The 20,513-nt window shown below is 41.4% G+C and carries 20 protein-coding genes; 4 read left to right on the forward strand and 16 right to left on the reverse strand.

The window, feature by feature from the left end:
• Window positions 1–688: 688 nt before the first annotated feature.
• Both ldhH and M8E35_RS03765 read right to left on the reverse strand, forming a co-directional pair.
• Entirely contained in the window at window positions 689–2,854 is a 2,166-nt protein-coding gene (ldhH, locus tag M8E35_RS03760; protein ID WP_252467429.1) for an L-lactate dehydrogenase (quinone) large subunit LdhH, read from the reverse strand.
• Complete coding sequence (locus M8E35_RS03765; protein WP_252467430.1) at window positions 2,855–3,433, reverse strand: LutC/YkgG family protein; 579 nt, start codon at window positions 3,431–3,433, stop codon at window positions 2,855–2,857.
• A 499-nt stretch (window positions 3,434–3,932) separates the two neighbouring features.
• Between M8E35_RS03765 and M8E35_RS03770 the strand changes: the two genes are divergently transcribed.
• Both M8E35_RS03770 and M8E35_RS03775 read left to right on the forward strand, forming a co-directional pair.
• Window positions 3,933–4,712 carry a tetratricopeptide repeat protein gene (locus M8E35_RS03770; RefSeq protein ID WP_252467431.1) on the forward strand — a complete coding sequence of 260 codons (780 nt, stop codon included), beginning with the start codon at window positions 3,933–3,935 and terminating at the stop codon, window positions 4,710–4,712.
• Between the two features lie 148 nt (window positions 4,713–4,860).
• Entirely contained in the window at window positions 4,861–5,022 is a 162-nt protein-coding gene (locus M8E35_RS03775; protein WP_252467432.1) for a hypothetical protein, read from the forward strand.
• Window positions 5,023–5,107: 85 nt separating this feature from the next.
• On the opposite strand, the gene M8E35_RS03780 is transcribed toward M8E35_RS03775, so the two are convergent.
• Together M8E35_RS03780 and M8E35_RS03785 are read right to left on the reverse strand one after the other, a co-directional pair.
• The gene (locus M8E35_RS03780; protein WP_252467433.1) at window positions 5,108–6,694 is read right to left on the reverse strand and encodes a prenyltransferase/squalene oxidase repeat-containing protein; all 1,587 of its coding nucleotides are present in this window, start codon (window positions 6,692–6,694) and stop codon (window positions 5,108–5,110) included.
• A gap of 139 nt (window positions 6,695–6,833) precedes the next feature.
• Window positions 6,834–7,286, reverse strand: coding sequence for an N-acetyltransferase (locus M8E35_RS03785; RefSeq protein ID WP_073029358.1), 453 nt, complete (start codon window positions 7,284–7,286; stop codon window positions 6,834–6,836).
• A 308-nt stretch (window positions 7,287–7,594) separates the two neighbouring features.
• Here M8E35_RS03785 and M8E35_RS03790 point away from each other — a divergent pair, with 308 nt between their 5' ends.
• Complete coding sequence (locus M8E35_RS03790) at window positions 7,595–9,007, forward strand: two-component system sensor histidine kinase NtrB (RefSeq protein ID WP_252467434.1); 1,413 nt, start codon at window positions 7,595–7,597, stop codon at window positions 9,005–9,007.
• Here M8E35_RS03790 and M8E35_RS03795 read toward each other — a convergent pair.
• The 6 genes from M8E35_RS03795 to guaB form a co-directional block, all read right to left on the reverse strand.
• Window positions 8,985–10,232, reverse strand: a complete 1,248-nt coding sequence (locus M8E35_RS03795; RefSeq protein ID WP_252467435.1) for a hypothetical protein — start codon at window positions 10,230–10,232, stop codon at window positions 8,985–8,987. The genes M8E35_RS03790 and M8E35_RS03795 overlap by 23 nt on opposite strands.
• 95 nt (window positions 10,233–10,327) lie before the next feature.
• Window positions 10,328–11,410 (reverse strand): DmpA family aminopeptidase, encoded by a 1,083-nt coding sequence (locus M8E35_RS03800; RefSeq protein ID WP_252467436.1) that lies wholly within the window; start codon window positions 11,408–11,410, stop codon window positions 10,328–10,330.
• A 90-nt stretch (window positions 11,411–11,500) separates the two neighbouring features.
• Window positions 11,501–12,082 carry a TetR/AcrR family transcriptional regulator gene (locus M8E35_RS03805; RefSeq protein WP_252467437.1) on the reverse strand — a complete coding sequence of 194 codons (582 nt, stop codon included), beginning with the start codon at window positions 12,080–12,082 and terminating at the stop codon, window positions 11,501–11,503.
• A 134-nt stretch (window positions 12,083–12,216) separates the two neighbouring features.
• The gene (locus M8E35_RS03810; RefSeq protein WP_252467439.1) at window positions 12,217–13,374 is read right to left on the reverse strand and encodes a glycerate kinase family protein; all 1,158 of its coding nucleotides are present in this window, start codon (window positions 13,372–13,374) and stop codon (window positions 12,217–12,219) included.
• A 7-nt stretch (window positions 13,375–13,381) separates the two neighbouring features.
• A complete protein-coding gene (locus tag M8E35_RS03815; protein WP_252467440.1) occupies window positions 13,382–13,717 on the reverse strand; it encodes a hypothetical protein in 336 nt (111 codons plus the stop codon).
• A gap of 196 nt (window positions 13,718–13,913) precedes the next feature.
• Window positions 13,914–15,365, reverse strand: a complete 1,452-nt coding sequence (gene guaB / locus M8E35_RS03820; RefSeq protein WP_252467441.1) for an IMP dehydrogenase — start codon at window positions 15,363–15,365, stop codon at window positions 13,914–13,916.
• A 284-nt stretch (window positions 15,366–15,649) separates the two neighbouring features.
• Here guaB and M8E35_RS03825 point away from each other — a divergent pair, with 284 nt between their 5' ends.
• The gene (locus M8E35_RS03825) at window positions 15,650–16,150 is read left to right on the forward strand and encodes an HD domain-containing protein (protein ID WP_252467442.1); all 501 of its coding nucleotides are present in this window, start codon (window positions 15,650–15,652) and stop codon (window positions 16,148–16,150) included.
• A gap of 32 nt (window positions 16,151–16,182) precedes the next feature.
• Here the strand turns inward: M8E35_RS03825 and M8E35_RS03830 are convergent, their stop codons facing one another.
• The 6 genes from M8E35_RS03830 to M8E35_RS03855 form a co-directional block, all read right to left on the reverse strand.
• Window positions 16,183–16,449 carry a translation initiation factor 2 gene (locus tag M8E35_RS03830; RefSeq protein ID WP_229249687.1) on the reverse strand — a complete coding sequence of 89 codons (267 nt, stop codon included), beginning with the start codon at window positions 16,447–16,449 and terminating at the stop codon, window positions 16,183–16,185.
• Window positions 16,450–16,554: 105 nt separating this feature from the next.
• On the reverse strand, window positions 16,555–17,397 hold the full coding sequence (locus M8E35_RS03835; RefSeq protein ID WP_252467443.1) for a PHP domain-containing protein: 843 nt from the start codon (window positions 17,395–17,397) through the stop codon (window positions 16,555–16,557).
• Window positions 17,398–17,432: 35 nt separating this feature from the next.
• A complete protein-coding gene (locus M8E35_RS03840; RefSeq protein ID WP_252467444.1) occupies window positions 17,433–18,383 on the reverse strand; it encodes a dipeptidase in 951 nt (316 codons plus the stop codon).
• Between the two features lie 235 nt (window positions 18,384–18,618).
• Complete coding sequence (locus M8E35_RS03845; RefSeq protein WP_073029369.1) at window positions 18,619–18,879, reverse strand: stage V sporulation protein S; 261 nt, start codon at window positions 18,877–18,879, stop codon at window positions 18,619–18,621.
• 177 nt (window positions 18,880–19,056) lie between these two features.
• Window positions 19,057–19,839 (reverse strand): TIGR00282 family metallophosphoesterase, encoded by a 783-nt coding sequence (locus M8E35_RS03850; RefSeq protein ID WP_252467445.1) that lies wholly within the window; start codon window positions 19,837–19,839, stop codon window positions 19,057–19,059.
• Between the two features lie 127 nt (window positions 19,840–19,966).
• Entirely contained in the window at window positions 19,967–20,467 is a 501-nt protein-coding gene (locus tag M8E35_RS03855; protein WP_252467446.1) for a hypothetical protein, read from the reverse strand.
• Window positions 20,468–20,513 lie beyond the last annotated feature (46 nt).

Consider the following 20,513-nt stretch of genomic DNA (forward strand, 5'->3'; position numbering starts at 1 on the left):
AATTGAGGTCTCAAACCCAGAACTATTATTGTTCCGGCTCTGTACAATAGTATTCTCCTTTTTCTTCGAAATTCCTTCTATTCTTCAGTGATGTTCACAGGTAAGTATTATTATTCCCACCTCTGCGAACTTAATTCGTAACATTTAAAAATAAACCTCTTCCACCTGAAGAGGAGTCTCACGATCGAATAAAGAAGAGCCCAAGATTGAGTTATTCCTTGGGCTCTTACAATCTCAGCTCTTGCCACGACCCGCTCTGTATTCAGAGGGGCAATCCCTGAGTCAACCCTCCCTAAGTATGCTGCAGGCACGTCGGGAGAGCCATTTTAAATTTGAGGCCTCAGTATAGGTTCCCCATTCATATCCTAAAAAACGATTAGTTCAGACTCCTAAAAGGTAGTGACTAGCATTAATTCATTCTTGCGACTTAAGCTCATCTCCAAATCCAAAGCCACCCTTTATAGGTCTAAAATAATAACGTCATTTCTAAATGGTTCTCCTTATCTGCCCTCTCCTCTCTCGCCAAACAACCTTTTTCCTATAATGCGATTTCGCTCGCTTTCGTGGCAACACATTGCCTACTTGCTTGGGATAAATGATTGTTTGCTTACATCAACTTACTTCTTGATATCACCTGGAAATTCCTTGGCAGAAAAATGAAATTTAAGCGCTAATAATGCTGAATAAACTACTTCTTCCTGTTTTCCTTTACTTTTCTTTTCTCTAATAAAAGTTCAGCAGTATGAACAACCTTAACTTTCGGATTTTGCTTATCAAGACCACCTGAAATTTGCATTAAACATCCTGGACAATCTACAACTACGACATCCGCCCCTGATTCTTCAATGTTCCTTAGCTTACGTTCTAAGATTGGTCCTGACAGTTCTGGGAATTTTATAGAGTAGGAGCCGGCGAAACCACAGCAACGATCGGATTCTTTCATTTCGATGAGTTGCACTCCTGCAGTATCAGTTAAGATCTTTCGAGGCTCCGTATAAACTCCCATCGACCGTTTCAAGTGACAGGAATCATGATAGGTAACCTTCATGGGGATTCCATCGCCCCCAGGTGTTAGTCCTCCTAAGTCAAATAACAATTTGGAGAAATCTTTCGACTTCTTACTTAATTCTTCGGCACGAGTTGCTAATGCTGGATCATCATGAAGCAACTCTTTGAAACTTTCTTTAAGGGCATGGGTACAGGTAGGACAAGCAGAAACAACATAGTCGACCTTTTCAGCCTCTAACGCCTCAATGTTCATGATCGCACACTTACGTGCATTACTGCGGTCTCCCATGTACGTCGCTGGGGCACCACAACAGGATTGTCCATCAGGAAAGATGACTTCATATCCTTTTTCATTGAGAGCGCCGATAACACCTTCTCCGATCTTTGGATAGACAAAATCTATCAGGCAGCCTGCATAAAGTGCAATCTTTCCTTTAGGATTTTTTACATCCTGCTTTATAGTTTTGAAAACATCTCGGAAAGGGACCTTCGCTACAGCCGGTAAACTCTTCTTTTCCGTAAGACCTGAAAGAAACATTGGTAAATGTCTAATAACGGGCTGCCCCTTCGTGAATGGTTTTTGGGCGACGGAAGCCATACGTAACAAAGAATGGAAAAGCCGTCGATTAGACACGACATCAAGTGCAAATTTTTGCGTAAACGGAAGTCCTTCTTTTGCTCCAATACGATTGCGCATTTCCAAAATCATTTGGGGAATATCCAATTTCCCTGGACATACTTCAGAACATTTACCACATTGAAGACAAAGATTTTGAGGATTCTGAGCATCTTTTTCAGAGTTTAAGAAATTCGTTAAGATTGTACCTATGCCACCAGTATAAATATGGCCATAGACATGCCCTCCGACAAGTTGGAAAGCTGGGCAAACATTAAGACAAGATGCACATCGAATACATTGAAAAGTCTTTTTAAACTTTTCGTCATTGTACATCTTGCGTCTACCGTTATCCATTAAAATGATATGGAACTCCTTATCCTTAACTGTTCCATCCGAGTAATAAGCGGGTGTAGGACCTGTAACCATACTTACATAACTCGTAATTTGCTGGCCTGTTGCGCTCCTTGGAAGTGCCTGAAGAATGTGTGTAGCATCCTCAAACTCTGGAACTAGTTTTTCTATACCAACCAAGAAAATATGAATCGGAGGCAAGGTAGATGTTAGACGGCCATTACCCTCATTTGTAAGCATTATTAAGGTACCTGTCTCAGCAATTGCCATATTTGCTCCTGAAATTCCCATGTCAGCCTCTATAAAGGATTTCCGGAGTTCCACTCTGGCTGTCTTAACAAGTTCTGCTATGACAGGCTGGTTTAACCTATGTAAATGGCCAGAGAAAACGTCGGCAACCTCTTCTTTTGTCATGTGAATCGCTGGCATGACCATGTGCGATGGATGTTGTCCGGCAAGTTGTACTATCCACTCTCCCAAGTCGGTCTCCTGCACATCCATTCCTTCAGCCATTAAAGTTTTGTTGAGAAGGATTTCCTCAGAAACCATGGATTTTGATTTTACGACACGCTTAACATTATTTCGTTTGGCTACTTCAAGAATATATTTTTTAGCATCGTCACCGGTCATAGCACGAAAAACTTTAGCTCCACGTTCAGTTGCGGCTTTTTCAAATTGATCAATCATTTCATCTAAATGGCTAGCTGCATAGGACTTAACTTCCGCAATATTGTCACTGATTTCCTTAAAATTATAACCTTCGTACGCTTTTTCCCGTGATATGATATAGGCATCTCCAAAGCGCCCCAAGGCCCCACGTAAGACATCATTTCCCAGTGCATCTGAAATCTTCTTTTTAAACTGTTTGTCTGCCATTTAAGCGACCTCCCCTGTTTCCTCATCTACAAAGACAACTACGAGTTGTTTAGGACCATGGACCCCGATTGTTAAAACCCGCTCAATATCTGAAGTTCTGCTCGGCCCCGTGATAAACCCAACAAACCCAGGAATTCGTGGAAGTCCATGTAGAGTTGCCATCGTCTCCTTCAGAGATGCTATTAAGCTAACGGTCGAAACAAGTGCAATGTGAATAGGAACAAGCGTTGAACATAAACGCTGATCTACATTAGCATCTGCATCTGCTTGAACAAGTGTTCCAAGTTCAGCAATGGCATAATTTACTTGCGTAATTCCAGCCTGCGCCTCTGGGGTTACCTCACGAAAATGGTCTGTGTAAACAGTTATGCCCTTTTTCTCAATCAAATTTGCAAAATCTCCTTTTTTAGAGATTGAGGCGTCTAAGAGTGCTACATTTTGAATTCCTTTTTCCCCCAAAACCTTGCAAACAAGTTCACCCGCTTCTATTGCAGTGTTAACGCGATAGCACTCACCAGCCACCAATTCTAATTTTGCTTTGAATCGTTTATATAGTTCATTTGTTTCGTCATTTTTCATGCGAGCCTTCCTCCTAATAAATGATTTTTAAGGAAATACCGTTCCTACTGGTCAGACCATCATGCCATCTTGTATAAGTTTATGACATCTGTTCCCTAATTACAATAACTTTTAACACAAAAATTTTTAATATTATGATTAGTGATTTATGTAACTGACTATATGTTCTCTGGAAGCCCATTATATCTGGAAAAATTCCAATCGAAATAATAGTTTCCTATAATTTACATATTGATTTTCGACAATATTTGCGTTATGGTTTAATCAGTAAAGTCTAGTAGTTAAATCTTCTAGGTTTTGCGCAATGAGGATTTCCGGACGCGGAAATCCTCAATTTTATTTTAGAACAACTTATTCGAAAATTTTTCTGATTAAAGGTCCAGAATAATAAAAAGCACTCTCGTGTTCATTATAATACCTGCTGCTTTTTTGTCTAACAAAGGCTTAAAACGTGTTCTATTTATCTTCTGTCAATCGTAATTATGAGAGAGGGGATAAAATGAGTGGGATCAAATACGATCTAGAAATACTTTATGTACAAAAACTATATTATTTTATGTTCTTAGCAACATTCTCCATACTCATATCAGCCATTATTGTTTGGCACTTTGACTTGCATAGCGGGCTATATGCTCTAGCCATCGGGCTGGGCATTTCCTATATGGCCATGGTTATGAAAAGAAGCTTTAACCCTCCAGAGCAAAAGTTAGCTGCTAAAAGAATGGCTCACGTAATTTCGCAAGACACCAGCCCTTTGTCGATATCTCGTTTTGCTAGCCAACTATACTATTATTTTCATGAACCCGCTCAGGCAATATCTCTCTTAGAAAATTTCTTGACAAGCCATGACCCCTTACTCTGTATGACCCTCGGAGACATCCTCCTTAAAGAGGGTAAGGCAAGAAGAGCACTCTATATTTTACGAGATAATCCCTACGCGTTAGTTGATCCGCTGCTGCTGGCAACACAGGGTCGCATTCTGAAACAAATTGGGAAAGTTCCCGAAGCAACTAGAATGTTCGAACGAAGTTTACATCTTGCAAAGCAAAATAAGTTTCCTAAAAGTGGTGACCATTGGTTGACTCAGAAGTTTCTGTCTATGGGCTGTTTAGCTAGTATTCATCATAATCTTGCAGATTGCTATATTAGTCTTAACGACATTTCTCATGCTAAAAAGCATTACCGTGCAGGAAATCTTCTTCTGCTAGACGTCTCGCTTTGGCGTCGTTGCTCGTCTGTTCATGTTGATTCCGCAAAAAACCACAAAAATACATATTAGTTCTTCTTTCTTTTCTCTTTTGCTTCTAATCCATATCCCCTATTACAACAGCTTTTTCGCAGGAAATTTTCTATAATAGGTTATAAAACTAATAGGTTATGGCAAAATCGGACAAGACTAACCGCAAGTTTGAAATGGAGGGTGAAAAATGCTGTCAACTCATGCCAACGAGATTCTCGGATTTATTCTTGATTTTGAAGCATCCTCTCGTGAGTATCTCCTCTCCAAAGGCTTGAGCGAATACGAGATGGGTAATGCCTACCTTGATTTTCAATGGAATTTTCTTCATACGATCCTTAGGAAGAATTAAACTAAAAACTTTAGGAATTGAATTATTATTTTAAGAGCCTTACAAATGAAGGCTCTTAAATATATTTATAAAAGGAAATCCAGATTTATCTAAAAAATAAATTTTTATACAATCGTTGGTAGCGTTGTAAAGCACGAATAGCTGTTAATGTTGTTGTTATCGGCTCTTCATAATTCCACCCCTTAGCATAGATTCCACGATGAGAAGGTTCAAATGAACCGTTGTTGCTCTGTGCAGAGAGAAGGTTTTTTACTCCGTTATCTATGATTTTTTTCGGGAAATTTTTTGAATAACGCCATAACCCTGCAATTGCTAAACTAGTTTCAACAACCGAACCCCAGCCTCCATTAGAATCTTGTGCTTCTATCAGAAACTCTAGCCCTTTCTTTCTTGCTCCTAGAATGTGACGTGCGGTGTTCCATCGTTCCCAGCTGAACTTCCACTTACTAAACAATTCCAGGGCCTGAGCTGTACTATATACAGACCCTTCGAACCATGATGCCGGAAAAGCACCTTGTTCATCTTGCTGAGCTAAAATCCAATTTAGCCCATGCCATATTATTTCCTCTTGTGAACGTGAAGCCCGCCATAATGCTTCTAAAACGTGGATACTTACATCAACACTCGGTATATATACTGGAAACTCTGAAGAAATATTGGGAGGTATCCCTTGGAAACTTGGAAACGTACTCCAGCTTCCATCGGCATTTTGAAGTTTCTTAAGAAGGTCTGCCCCAAGCTGGTTTCGTTCCCCGCATACCTGATGCAAGCCAATCAAAGCAACAGCCGTATCGTCCAAGTCAGGGTGGGTGTATGGAGGAGTGCTTCCATAACTGCCATCTAGATTTTGTGCTCTTTTTAACCAATCTATTGCTTCATCTAGCCAAGGGATATCTGAGGGATTCTGAGTTATCTCTCCAAAAATACTCACAGCCCAACCAATCGACCATACGTTTAGTTGGTCAAAAGCAGGCCATCCACCACTCGGATATTGTTTCTGTACTAGCCACCGCCCAGCTCTATGAGTTTGTTCCGTATGAATTCCCTTGCTTATCATCGCTAGAATGGACATACTCGTAGCTATAATATCTTCTGCCCACGAACCGTCTTGCATTTGTGTTTTAATAAGATATTGAATGCCCTGATGAACTCCCTCCTGAGAGTTTGAGCCAAGGATCGATGCAGCTACCACGACCGATCTCCCATAGATTGGCAACTTTGTTAATATCCTATCTTCAAGAATAGTGGGAAGCAATATTTCTTCTGGTGAAGGTCCCTCCAAGCCAGGAATCACTCTTTGCCCTAATGATAAAATCACATGAGAAAATCGTTTTGTCTGTGATAAAAGTTTAATCTTGGCCTTCCATCCTCCTTCACTTCCCTGAAGAACCATGCTAACTATCTGAGTGATCTCTTCATCAGGCTTATCTCCGGGAAATTTCCCCCATCCTCCTTGATCCTGATGCTTCAGCCATTTTACCCCTCGTTGCTGAGCGTTCTCGTACCCTCTGCCTATGGCTAGGAGAGCGAGTGATGCAAGTGCCGTAGCTCCTTGACTGGGAGAAACACTGTGTAATTCATCCACTTTCCCCTGCAGGATCTGTTGCACACCCTCAGATACATAAAACCTTGCTAGATCTAGACTCTTTTGGACTTCATTTTTAAGCTCCATAGAACTCTCTCCGTCTCCATATTTAGCGCATGCCATAGTATTAACTATGTTGATGAGAGGAAATCTGTTCCATAGAAAATGCCGAACCTAAGGCTCGGCACTTTGAGAAATTCATTGTAAGCTCTATAGCTAAAAGAAATTAAAGAATTCGACTGACAGCAATTTCATCACAATTAGGGAATTTAATACAGTTAATACACTCTGTCCAAACTTTTTGCGGCATTTGGTCTTTACTGACCTCTTCGTAGCCACAATATTTAAAAAACTCAGGCTGATATGTTAGTGCAAAAACTTTTGAACAGCCAAGTTCTCTCGCTTCATCTTCAAGTGCTCTAACTATCCGCGTTCCAATTCCTCTTCTTTTGTATTCACTTGCAACTGCTAATGCTCTTATCTCTGCCAAATCACTCCACAGTATATGAAGCGAAGCAACCCCCACTAATTGGTCATCCACTTCAGCCAGCAGGAACTCGCGGATGTTTTCATACAGCATATTTCTTGATCGGGGAAGCATGAGCCCTTGTTCCGCATTACTGTTAATCAATGACATCATAGCTTCAACATCCGCTATTCTTGCCTTACGCAATTTCATCTTTATGATTCTCCTTTATAGGTTTTGCATAATTATACACCATGTTTTATATTCTTGCATATCCCCTTTTTATAAGTATTTAGTTCAAGGGAAAATATTTCTGGTTTTAATATCTGATCTATATTAATCGATTGTCGGATTTTGAAATATCTTTTTTAAACTTAATTCTAAATTATTGGGTTTATAGGCCGCTTTAGACTAGTTCTACAAATTATTAAATCTCCTTTTTCTTACAATTTTTTACGCCTTCTTATGATAAACTATGTCAGTGTGTTGCATATAGTAGTTTTTGGAAGGAGATTATCAATGTGGTTCCCCTTAAATTACGCTTTCGTTCTTTCCAGCGACAAAAAGCTTTGATCGTTCTATCTGTTTTATTTATAATAACCATTGCATTATGTGATATCTTATCCTTACCCGACTCCTTGCACATAACCTTGAAATTTACCCCATTTATCATCCTCATCATATGGTTTAAACTCTTGTTTACTACTTGGGGAAAAGTTTGGGTCATATTCGCCACTATAGTCTTAGTAGTCTCTTATGCAAATCCTATCCTTTCGTCAAGTCCGTTACTATTAGTTCATATCACTTTCCTGCTTGTGATAATGGTTCTCTTTGACCGGAAGGAAAAACAAGAACGCATACTTCATCAACGACACCTCAAAACAATGCGTGCACTTCTGCGACAGAATCCACCTTTAGTTCAGACAGTTGACTATACTCGTGAAGCGGTTATCTTATTGGATGATACGGGAACTATTCTAGAACTAAATTCTCAATCGACTTATCTATTGTCATTGCCTGAGTCCTATTTAGTTGGTAAACCTATCTATGATGTTCTAGGCATCTTACCAAATTCTCATCCTTCCAACGTTCCTGAGAATGGTGATTTTACCTGGACACAAAAAGGGATTATCAAGCAGCTAAAATTCCGTACTCGTCCATTACTGGACCATAACAATCCATCTGGAATACTTGTAACACTTTTTGATATCAGTGAAGCAAAAAAACGTTTAGAATCTGAATTGCAAGTTGAAAAGTTCTCGATTGTCAGTCAAGTTTCTGCGGGTTTAGCTCATGAAATCCGCAATCCTATGACGACGATCAAAGGTTTTATGCAACTGATTACCCCTGAGCAATGGCCGGAATCATTTCGTCCTTACCAACAACTTATTCTCGATGAAATTCAAACCATTGATCAGTTACTTAATAAGTTTATCCTTTTAACCAATCCTTCCGCACCTCATTTAGAGAGACTTAACCTTGCAGAAGCCATTCCCTCAATGACTCAAGCAATTCAAACCCTTCTCCACAAGCAAGCCGTTAACCTTATTCTGGAATTTCCCTCACATCCGGTCTATATAATGGGCGACCGTGAACAACTCCTCCAGGCATTGGTATCCATTCTTAATAACGCAATTGAAGCCTCTCCAAAAGGAGGAAACGTTATTATTCGCTTAAGAGAAGAGGAATCTTGTGTAAGCGTCAATATCATCGATGACGGACCGGGTATTCCAGAAAACCTGCGTCAACGAATTCTTGACCCATTTTTCACTACACATAAGGAAAGCACTGGGTTAGGTTTAACCATTGCTCAACAAATTATTCTCACCCATCATGGTAAGCTTTATTTTTCTGACTCGTCTTCCTCTACAGGAACCGAAGTCACGATTGATTTTCCTAGTTTGTCTAATTTTACAGGTACCCTTTCTGCATAAGGGAATGGTTCAAGTAATTACTTTGACAGTTCAGTTCATAAATTCCGTTTTCCTGCCAATTTTCGGGTAACGTCCAAATTGGAAACTTGCCTGGATCATTCAACCAACTGTAGCAACGACGAAGCTCTTCATCCTTGCCTAGTGTCGTTAGCCAGTGTACTCGGCCATCCCAGACTAGAGGATTCCCTTGATCATCTTTGGCACTCACTAAAAGAAGGCTTCTTTCTAACACAGATGCCAACAAAATACTCCGTACACCCTTTAAAAGCGGCTTCTCAAATATTGGGCATACAACACTTAGTTGTCCATTACCTTGGAAAAAAGACCACTCTTCAAACTCTATAACGGAATTTTCACCTCGCTCTTTAGGCAACCACGGCCATGCCCACGGACTCCCCCAGAGCATTTTCAAGGCTCCTTCCCCCTTATAAAGTAACGAAGCAAGGAGATCTTGAGGGCGGAGTTTACCTTCTTGCTCCAAAGCTTCAAGATAATCCAAAATATCTAAGATTGTGGCACAGAAACCAGTGTTTAAAGATCCTGAAGAATCAACCCACCCCTGTTTTTGCCACTTCAGCATAAGCTCCTTCGACTTAAGCCACTTTAATTTAGTACATAGTTCGAATTTCTTACCTTTGCGGCGGACTTCTGCGATTTCAAAGTTTCCCCAAACGACATTAATAGATTGATTTTTTACCACTAACTGAACTCCACGACTTGCTAACTTACTAAAAAAATCCTTAACCGTTATCAGTTGTTGTCTTGCCACTGGGTTAAGGCCTGCTCCCCAGCGCTTCCAATCTGGTCGTTCTTCCCCTAAGGCATATCTGGAACGGCTAAGCAGTTGCTTCTCTGGAATGGGGTATAAACTTGGCGTCAGCTTTTCACGCCAATATACCGCTCTTGCATCAATTGTTCCCCCGATTTTTGAGAGTCCTGTTAAAAAGGGCTTTGAAAAATCGGGAGCAACATAATATATCACTGTCTTCGCGCCATTGCTAAGTCGGTGTCCCCATAACAGACCTGCCAAAAGAAACTCTTCCTCGCGAATTATCGAGGAACAAGCAATAATCCCTACTCTTAAAGTCGTCTCTCCGCCCATAAAATAAGCATACTGAAGAGGAAGGCGACTTGATCTTTTTTTATCTTCCGGGTACTCTTTCCAATCCTTAACGATAAATACTTCAGGATGTGTTTCCCAGATTATATTCCAGGTAATGCTCAACAATGACCCTCCCTTAGCTTTTCTCCATAAGGATGTTTACGCGCTAAGTACGAAGATCATGACAAATAATCATCGTTTATATCCGTCAATAAATACTAATGACTTCTAAGCCCACCTTGCCAATTGCGGACAAGTTGCAATGTTTCCTTGATCGGGAGAGCGTACCGGATATGCCCGTCACGCCCTTCCATTGTTTGAGCAAAAAACATAGAGTTCCAAATACTTTCTGCACTTGCTTCCACCACTGCTCTAAAAAAAGAATCTAAATCCCAGTCTGACAAGAAATTGTTTTGATGACTAACATTATTACTGACCATTAGGCAAAAATCTCCACTGCCTTGCATTGAGATTGCCCCAGTACGAGCCATTCCCAAACTTGCTCTGCCCGCTAATTGTTTTAGTTGCCAACGCGATAAGGGAGCATTAGTAATTCCTACGAGAATCAACGAACCAGGGACATAACCCAACGGTTGGTGCGATGATAATTTACCTACTGGAACACCCGCTAAAAGAAAGTCCTCTAATACTCCAAAGTTTGCCAAGGCCAACATTCCCAGAACATAACTCCGGCCACTATGATCTTGAACGAGACGTGAAGAACTCCCAATTCCTCCTTTCATTTGAAAAGAAGACATACCAACCCCCGCTCCAACATTCCCCTGCTCAATTGGGCCCTTTGCGGCACGCTGAAGCGCAAGTATTGCATCCCACGATTTAACATGACGCCCCCTGATGTCATTTAGGTAAGAATCGTCACATTCCATGACAACAATATTTGGAGTTCGTGCATTATTGCCGATTTCAGGATTTTGTTGTAACAAATAGGTGATAACTCCATTTGCAACGTCATTTACGCTAAGGGTGTTCGTTAAGAGAATCGGAGAATTTAAGATCCCCGTCTCTTGAATATATGGAACTCCAAGAGACTTTCCGTAGCCATTTATAACCTCTATCCCTGCGTTACATGGTTGAAGATAAAGATTATCAGGTCGAGGCAAAATTGCTGTTACTCCCGTTCTGACAGGACCCTTTCCGTGAGAAATTAATGGTCCAACTCCCTGAATTAAGGATAAATGACCGACTCGCACTTCGGGTACATCTGTAATATCGTTATTTACACCGACTGGCATCTGACCCATCCATAGTCCTAAATCCCTTGGCGAACTTCTTTCTTGCATCAAAAACCCCTCCGTTGTAACTCTATGGGATACAACAGAGGGATATGAGTAAAAACTTTAGAATTAGGGTGAAATCTTAAATTCTTTCTGTCAGGCCTCCCACTTCTTTTCCGTAAGGCCATCTAAAAAGACTGATAGTGCATGGTTTAACTCTTCATGCAAATCCCCACTCCCAGAAACAAACCAACGAATAAAATGTTGAACCATCATTCCTTCAAGACTTTCCGCTAAAAATGCAGGATCAAACTCACTACTGATTTCGCCATTTTGTTGCCCAACCGTCAGAATAGCTAACAACCCATAGTGCAAGCTCATATCATAATCAGTACCTTCACGACTCCGAACTGTGACCCAGGCGATTTCACGATCCTTAATCATAAATTCTGCCCAATCTTGAAGCAGGGTACTTAATCGTTGCCGTGTACACAAACTGGGCTTTTTACGTCCCCTATCGGTAAGATCTTGCCAGGAACGCCTTGAAAACTCTTTAATAACGGCTTCTTTAGTAGGAAAGTAATTATAGAACGTTCCTTTCCCAACGTCAGCCTGCTGGGTAATCTGTTCAACAGACGTAGCAGAAAATCCTTGCGAACGAAATAGTTGCATAGCATTAGAGAATATCTTTTCGCGAGTTTCTTTTTTCTTTCTTTCTCTACGGGACAACTCAGTCATCTTCCCCCCCCTTTGCGTTGCAATGTCAGCCGATAATAAGCCTTTATCACCTATTCTACAACTTCCATAATTTTCCTTCTTTTTTCCAAGGGGGGTTATCTTCTTTTTTTCTAGTCATTTCAACAGACAGGTACTTAGATCTTTTTTCTCTCTGCGGACTCAGATCCCAGTTTCCATACTGTTAAGATCCTCCAAACTGCACGTTCCAATTGTTCTTGCGCTTTAGCAAAGGCTTCTTTTAAGGTTCCGGGGCCTTCAGAAACACTAAAGCAACTTTGGATTCCTTGTGCGAAGAAAACATCCGGTGGCCCCTCCACTGATCCCGAGATGACCAAAACAGGCACATTGTGCTTTTTCGCCAAGGCTGCAACCCCAACTGGAACTTTACCGTACGCCGTCTGAAAATCAGTTCTGCCTTCACCCGTCAGTACCAAATCTGCGTACTTAATTTTTTCATCAGCGTTGGATACTTCTAAAACTATTTGTGACCCTGCTCTCAGTTGTGCTCCTAAAAAACCGACGGCACCTGCTCCCAGTCCTCCTGCAGCTCCACCACCGGCCAGCTCTAACAGTTTTGTATCTGTAACAGCACTCAAACGTTCTCCTAACGTATTTAAAGCGGCATCCAGCACCTTGACATCTTCAGGACTTGCACCTTTTTGCGGACCATAAACGGCGCTGGCACCCTCCGGACCACAAAGCCGATTTTGAACATCACAAGCTACCTCGATCTTCACCTTAGATAACTGAGGATTAATTTCTGACATATCTATACTGGCTAGAGAGGCAAGTGCCTCTCCTCCCGGAGGCAACTGCTTGCCTTGGGAATCCAGCAACTTCACTCCTAACGCAACGGCAAGGCCTGCTCCTCCGTCATTAGTTGCACTCCCGCCTATACCGAGAAGAATCTTATTCACGCCACGTTCCAGTGCGTCCCGAATAAGCAAACCTGTTCCATAGGTAGAGGTTATGCGAGGGCGTTTTTCCTCGTTCGATAAGAGAGTTAACCCTGAAGCTGCGGCCATCTCAATGATAGCGGTCAAACCATTGTCTATAAGACCGTAGGTTGCCTTTATTGGGCGTCCAAGCGGATCAGTTGTATTAACCTTGACCTCCACCCCACGAACTGAACTAAGCATTGCTTCAACCGTGCCTTCTCCACCATCTGCCATTGGGATCATCTCAACTATACTTTCTGGGTAGACCCGTTGTACCCCTTTTCGCATAGCTTGGGCAACACCTAAGGCGTTCAGGCAACCCTTAAATGAGTCTGGTGCAATGACAATTCTCATTATTTTTTCACTCCTTAGATTGAGCGCGTCGCCCAATATACATACCAATGTTAAGAAAAGCGACAAGACTGGTGAAATCTAAAACGACCATTGTCCAACTTTCAATGGGAACCTCAACAAGGTAAGCCATTAGATAAGATAAAAGGTTAAACAAAAAGGCAGCCAGGTATGCAGAACCCAGATTCTCATATTTCCGACGATACCCTACCAAAAAACCAAGCGGATAAAAGATAGCAAAATTAAAAGCCAACTGATTAAGTAAGCCACCTGAAACAAAAAAATCAACCCAAAAAATAAAGAGTAAACCTAAGATAAGTTGATATCGCCAAAAAGCAAAATTCATTCGTACCCCCATAATTTTAAGAACTTGCGCTTTTGAAAACTCATTACTAGAATTGGGGAGAGAGTTACACTCTCTCCCCAATTCTATAGATCTATTGCTAATAGTCGCCAGTTTATGATTTGAATATCGCTCATTACATTAGTCTCAATAAGATTAAACGGGATTAGAGAGGGCAACTCACTAAAAGCAACGATTATTAACTATAGTTAGGCGCTTCCTTGGTAATCGTTACATCGTGAGGATGACTTTCCCTTAGTCCCGCAGCTGTAATACGGATGAAGTGAGTTTGAGTCCGAAGTGCCTCGATGTTTGCGGTCCCGCAATACCCCATCCCTGCCCGCAGTCCTCCAATCATTTGATAGATTGTTTCAGATACTGGGCCTTTATATGGAACGCGACCTTCAATTCCCTCCGGAACAAGCTTCTGATCCTTTTCTTGAAAATAACGGTCTCGGCTTCCCTCTTTCATGGCACCTATTGATCCCATGCCCCGGTAAACTTTGAAACTTCGTCCCTGATAAATTTCTAAATCTCCAGGGCTCTCTTCAGTGCCTGCAAAGAGACTTCCGATCATCACGATCCGAGCTCCAGCTGCCAAGGCTTTTACTATATCACCCGAGAATTTAATGCCTCCATCTGCAATAACTGGGATACCATATTTCTCTGCCTCTTCAGCACAATCCATTACCGCAGTAATCTGAGGAACTCCGATCCCGGCAACTATTCGCGTAGTACAAATGGATCCGGGTCCGATTCCAACCTTAATTCCATCAGCACCCGCTTCGATCAGATCCCGTGTTGCGTCAGCTGTTGCTACATTACCAGCAATTAGCTGAGTCTCAGGAAAACGATCTTTTAACACTCTAACCATTTCTAATACCCCTCTGGAATGTCCATGAGCGGTATCTAGTACAATAACATCAACACGAGCTTTAACCAACGCCTCAGCACGTTGTAATGTATCTGCAGTAACACCTACAGCTGCTCCTACTACTAATCGACCGCCTTCATCTCGAGCAGAATTCGGATATTGACGTGCTTTTTCAATATCCTTAATCGTGATAAGCCCCTTAAGCATACCGTCTGAATCAACAATAGGCAGCTTTTCAATCTTATGTTGTCCTAATATTTCTTGAGCATGTTCAAGGGTTGTCCCGACAGGAGCTGTGACCAAATTGGTCTTTGTCATAACCTCGGATATTAGTCGATTGAAGTTTTTCTCAAAGCGTAGGTCTCTATTTGTCAGTATTCCAACCAGTTTTCCCTCAACGGTAATCGGAACCCCTGAAATTCTATAACGTTCCATCAGCTTCAAAGCTTGCATAATGCTATCGGTTGGATTTAAAAAGATAGGATCCGTGATTACACCATGTTCAGAACGTTTAACTTTATCGACTTCTAAGGCTTGTTGTTTGATACTCATATTTTTATGAATAATCCCTATTCCGCCTTCCCGCGCGATTGAAATCGCCATTCGAGAATCAGTAACAGTGTCCATACCAGCGCTCATAAGGGGAATATTGAGTTTAATCTTCTTCGTTAAGTATGTGCTGACGTCGACATCTCGAGGAAGCACCTCAGATTTGGCCGGAACAATAAGAACATCATCAAAGGTAAGTGCCGCTTCATTGATAATACGATTGGACATGATTAGCTCCCTTCCCAATAGTTTTCTAATTAGTATAACAGAAATATAATAAAAATACATGTTTAATTACTATTTTTGTTCTATATTCAATCACCAGCAATTTTATCTCTCAAACTCTATAGATAAAAGGCATACACTTAGATAAAAGTGATGCCTCCCCATTTGTTCATGTTTGATAATACTGGTTTTAGGTCCTTCTTGCCATCATCATTGCGGGATAAGAAACTCTTTCAGCTTGTAAAATAAGATTGGGGTTATTATGATAGGAAAGAAGGAGGCAAAAAATGTTCTACCGAGTACACCAATTCATCTGCGCTGTCTTTCCTCATCTTAATCAAACTGATATCGACTGGGCAATAGAGCACTTATCCCCTGAGGCATCTAAACTTTTTCTTCGGCAATCAAAGCCAGAGCAACGACATGCGATTGATGTTGCTAAGAGTATCATTAAAGCAAATAACCCTATATCTTTTCACGAATTTCAAGATTTAATTACCGCTGCTCTCCTTCATGATTGTGGGAAATCCGTCGCCTCTATCCGCCTCTGGCAAAGGGTTTATATAGTCTTGATGAATAAAATGCCCCACTTCTTATGGTCTAACCTTGAAAGAGGTCCCTCTATCTTCTCAATCCCTCTGAAAGTATATGAGCGTCATGCCTTGTGGGGCGGATACTTAGCGAAAAAGGCAGGGGTAAATTCTGTTGTTTGTCTTTTAATCCGCGAACACCATACTCCTACTACATATTTAGGCCGCATCCTGGAAGAAGCGGATAATATGTATTAATTTTAAGAAGCATGAGTCACCAAGCGGCAAACTCATGCTTTTTGAGCGGATGATTCCATTTTATCTTGGAGTTCTACTATCTCCCTGTTTTTAGAAAATATCCATTTCGCGAAACGTTTATTATCTCGTTGCAAGCGCACATTTTCCTTTTCAAGGTGGCGAACTAAAGCCACCTTTTCACGTTCAACCTTCTCTAACAAATTCATAAGCACTCGACGACTTACTCTTAAATGTTCAACACGCTGCTCTAATTCCCCGACACGATCCCTGAGTAACTTTATTTCGTCTATTGAATTCAAATCTTACGCCCCCCCGGCATTATCTACAATAATAGTGTATGCCGGAAAAATGCATTTTAAACCTTAAGTAAAAAAAGACTCAGTTGTTTTCGCAGATACTGTACCTTAATTGAGTTTTGCTAACGTTTGAATCTGCTCTAAGACCCTAAGGGGTACTCCCCAACGTCCAAGCTCAACTCCAGGTTTACGTGCTTCCCCATGAAAATCCGATCCCCCGGTCATGAGTAACTTATACTGTTGAGCAATGGCTCTGTATCTGCTCACATCGTCCGACTTATGCTCAGAATGTAAAACTTCGATTCCTTGGAGACCGACTTCAACCCAGGCGGGAATTCCTTCATCTAATCGTTGCATCCCAGGGTGAGCAAGAACAGGGATACCATGGGCTTGTCTTACTAACTCGATGCCTTCTTCTGTGGTTAACTTATAACGCGGCACGTAAGCCGGTGCTCCCAGCCCTATGTAACGCTCAAAAGCTTCTTTGATGTTTTTTACAAAACCTCGTTCTATCAGTACCTGGGCTATATGCGGACGACCGATTGACTCCCCTTTTGTCAATTTTCGGACTTCATCTGCACAAATGGATATTCCCTGTGTTGCCAAGCGTTTCAGGATTTCTATCATACGTTGCTCGCGAGCGTCACGCAAACTCCTCAGCTTGTCATTCAAATAGCATGATGCATTATCAACCTCATATCCAAGGATATGAACTTCTTTCCCCTGCCAATCCGTATTAAGCTCTATTCCTCTAAGAACCTGTATCTTATAGTAAGCTCCTGCTTCTTCAGCTTCTCTCCATCCTTGAATAGTATCATGATCTGTGATGCCTATGCCTTTTAAGCCTAAATCTGCAGCTAAGTGAATAAGTTCTCTGGGAGTCAATAATCCGTCAGACTCAGTTGTATGACAATGTAAATCGGCTTCGTACAAAATAGATGGTGAAGTCATGTTATAACCCCATTTCTACGGTTAACTGTCCCCACCTATTTTAACACGTTAGAGAGTATTCGCATAAAGTTCTGACTTGAAATCTTATCAATTTCTTGATTTGAAAACCCAGCTTTCCTTAAATCGTCTATTAGAAAACAATAATCTCCGACATGCTCCAATCCCTCAGGAACTTCAGTAATTCCGTCAAAATCCGACCCTAATCCAACCGTTTCTACCCCTGCAACATCAGCAATATGGCAAATATGACGAACTACATCTTCTCGCGTTGCTATACCGGTTTCCTTTAAAAATTGCGGATAGAAATTCACCCCGACAACGCTTTTATGCTTTGCCAGAGCGCGAAGTTGTTGATCTGTTAAATTACGTGGATGATTGCATAACGCCTTGGCACATGAGTGTGATGCTACAATAGGGTCCTTCGATAATTCTAGCACATGCCAGAAACCAGCCTCATTAAGATGAGAAACATCAATAAGCATGCCTAGTTCATTCATTCGCGAAACAACTTGTTTTCCTAAATTCGTCAATCTGCTTTGGGTATCTGCTTCATCAGCACCATCTGCCAATTCATTGCGTTGATTCCAAGTTAATCCTAAAGCCCTAACACCCAATTGATAAATTATATCCAGCATAAAGAGGTTTTGCCCTAGAATTTCCCCGCCCTCTACACTTAGCAAAATCCCTGTCCGCTCAGGGTCAGGAATTAGTGAGAGATCCTTCTTTCCTAGAATCGGAAAGAGCTGATCAGGATGACCCGCTATAAATCGGTTAGCTCCTTCTATAAGCTGCAGTCCCCGGGTTGTGGCCATAAATGGCTTATACTCTGCCTCAATATAGGCGGCCAGAAACTGAAGACATACTCCTGACATTCTAGCTCGCGTGGTATCCCAATGCCCTCCTTCAGAAGGGTCCTGCAATGTCCTTTCACCCTTGACAAAATCGATTAAACTGTCACAATGACCGTCAACAATATAGGGATTCATAAAACTGCCTCCTCAGATACATAAAGAGTAACATGCGAGAAGGATCGTCGGTCATAAATGACCAAGTATCCCCGCAGGGTTAACTCTATAAAGGATGTTCAAGCTTAGAGTGCCGCCATGGATAGCAAGGCACCCCGCCGAAAGCGAAGGGACTTTCCAGACAGTATAATAAACACCTGTCTGCTTATGACCTAAGCAAACAGGTGAGTTATCATACATTTGTCCTTGAACCGCCTTATCGGGACTGTACTATCAACTTAATGGCTGTTCTCTCTTCTCCCTCAATTATCACATCTGTAAATGCTGGAATACATATAAGATCGACTCCACTCGGAGCTACAAAACCGCGTGCAATTGCAACCGCCTTTACAGCTTGGTTTAAAGCACCAGCGCCAATAGCTTGCAGTTCGGCGCCGCCTTTTTCACGAAGTACCCCCGCAAGAGCTCCTGCAACCGCATTCGGGCTTGATTTTGCTGAGACTTTTAAAACTTCCATTAGACACATCCTCCTGCTCGAATTCATTTACAAGTATTACCACAACTTAGAATATATGTATTCGAGAGCAAGCAGACAAAATCCTCTATTGCAGATAAAGAATTTTCAGATTTCTATTAAAGTATGAAAGCTCCAGCGTATTTCGAGCCCGTTTCACAATATATTCGTACATCGAAATTAACCTTCATCAAACATTTGAATTGTGTTAATTTTACGCGTTCTTCCGGTATCCTCATCAATATCCAAGACCACAGCATTCAACTGTATAGGACCACTTGCCAATTCAAACTTCGCAGGCAGTTGAGTCAAAAAACGATTAATAATAATTTCCTTCTTTACTCCTAAAACAGAGTCTCTGGGTCCAGTCATACCTACATCAGTTATGTAAGCTGTACCTTGATGAAGTAAGCGAGCATCGGCAGTCTGAATATGAGTATGCGTACCCAAGACTGCGCTAACTTTACCATCGAGGAACCAGCCCAAAGCGACCTTTTCCGAAGTTGCCTCAGCATGGAAGTCCACAATAACTATTGGAGTTTCTTGTTTGATCTGATTGATCCAGCGTATTGCCCCACTAAAAGGGTCGTCTAGAGGTGGTAAGAATACTCGACCTGAGAGATTTAGAATGCCAATTTTTTTACCCATAGTACGTATGTAGCCATGCCCTTGCCCAGGTGCTCCCACTGGATAATTAGCTGGTCGAATAAGTCTGGGCTCACGATCAATGAAGTTCATAATTTCTCTTTGATCCCAAACATGATTACCCATCGTCAAAAATTGAATCCCATTGGTATAAAGTTCTTCAGCGATTTCCTTTGTTAAGCCTTTTCCAGCTGCTGCATTTTCACCATTGGCAATGGTTACATCAATTTGATGCTCAAGCTGTAGCGGTTTTAAAAATTTTTTAATTGCTTCCCTTCCAGGCTTACCTACTATATCTCCAATAAATAGTATTCGCAAAAAAGTATTCCCCCTTCCCACGGCTAAACTGTATTTAGCCATATACATAGGATACCATTATTTCATTAAGATAATAACTGTGTTTTTATGAAGTTTTGTGCCTTAGAACATTAGTATATAAAGGAAACTAGGACTTAAACACCAAGACCTTACCTTCTTCTCGCAACGCAACAACGTTTTTATTTATATCATTGCTCTGAATCGACGACAGCATTTGGGCTATCATTTCCTCTTGATAGATCTGTTCATCTTCAGGCAGGTACATTTCATCATAGACCAACTGGTTTTTAAATTTTCTCTTTAAAAGTTCAACGATAAGTCCTACTTCACGTTGAGACATACTGTCAACATCTCGTGTTATCGTTATCACACAAACGCCTTCCTCGCTCCGGCTGGCGATATCAAAGACTCGCATCTTCATTCCCTCAAGTTGATGAAAGAATTCCAAAGCCGGTATTAGAAATTCACGCAAAGATTTGACTTCTTGGGGTTGCGTAACCATGAACGTGAACTTTAGGGCATGTTGTTCCCGCCAATAATGAACTGACCCTACCTCGGTATATCTCATCAAGATTGAGGTTAGCAACCCAACTCCATCTTGTAAACGTCCTCCATCTTTATATTGCATATTACTTAACATCCTTGTTTTCAGCCCTCTCTATACGCTGTCTAAC

The sequence above is a fragment of the Desulfosporosinus nitroreducens genome, from assembly GCF_023897015.1.
GTDB lineage: Bacteria > Bacillota > Desulfitobacteriia > Desulfitobacteriales > Desulfitobacteriaceae > Desulfosporosinus > Desulfosporosinus nitroreducens.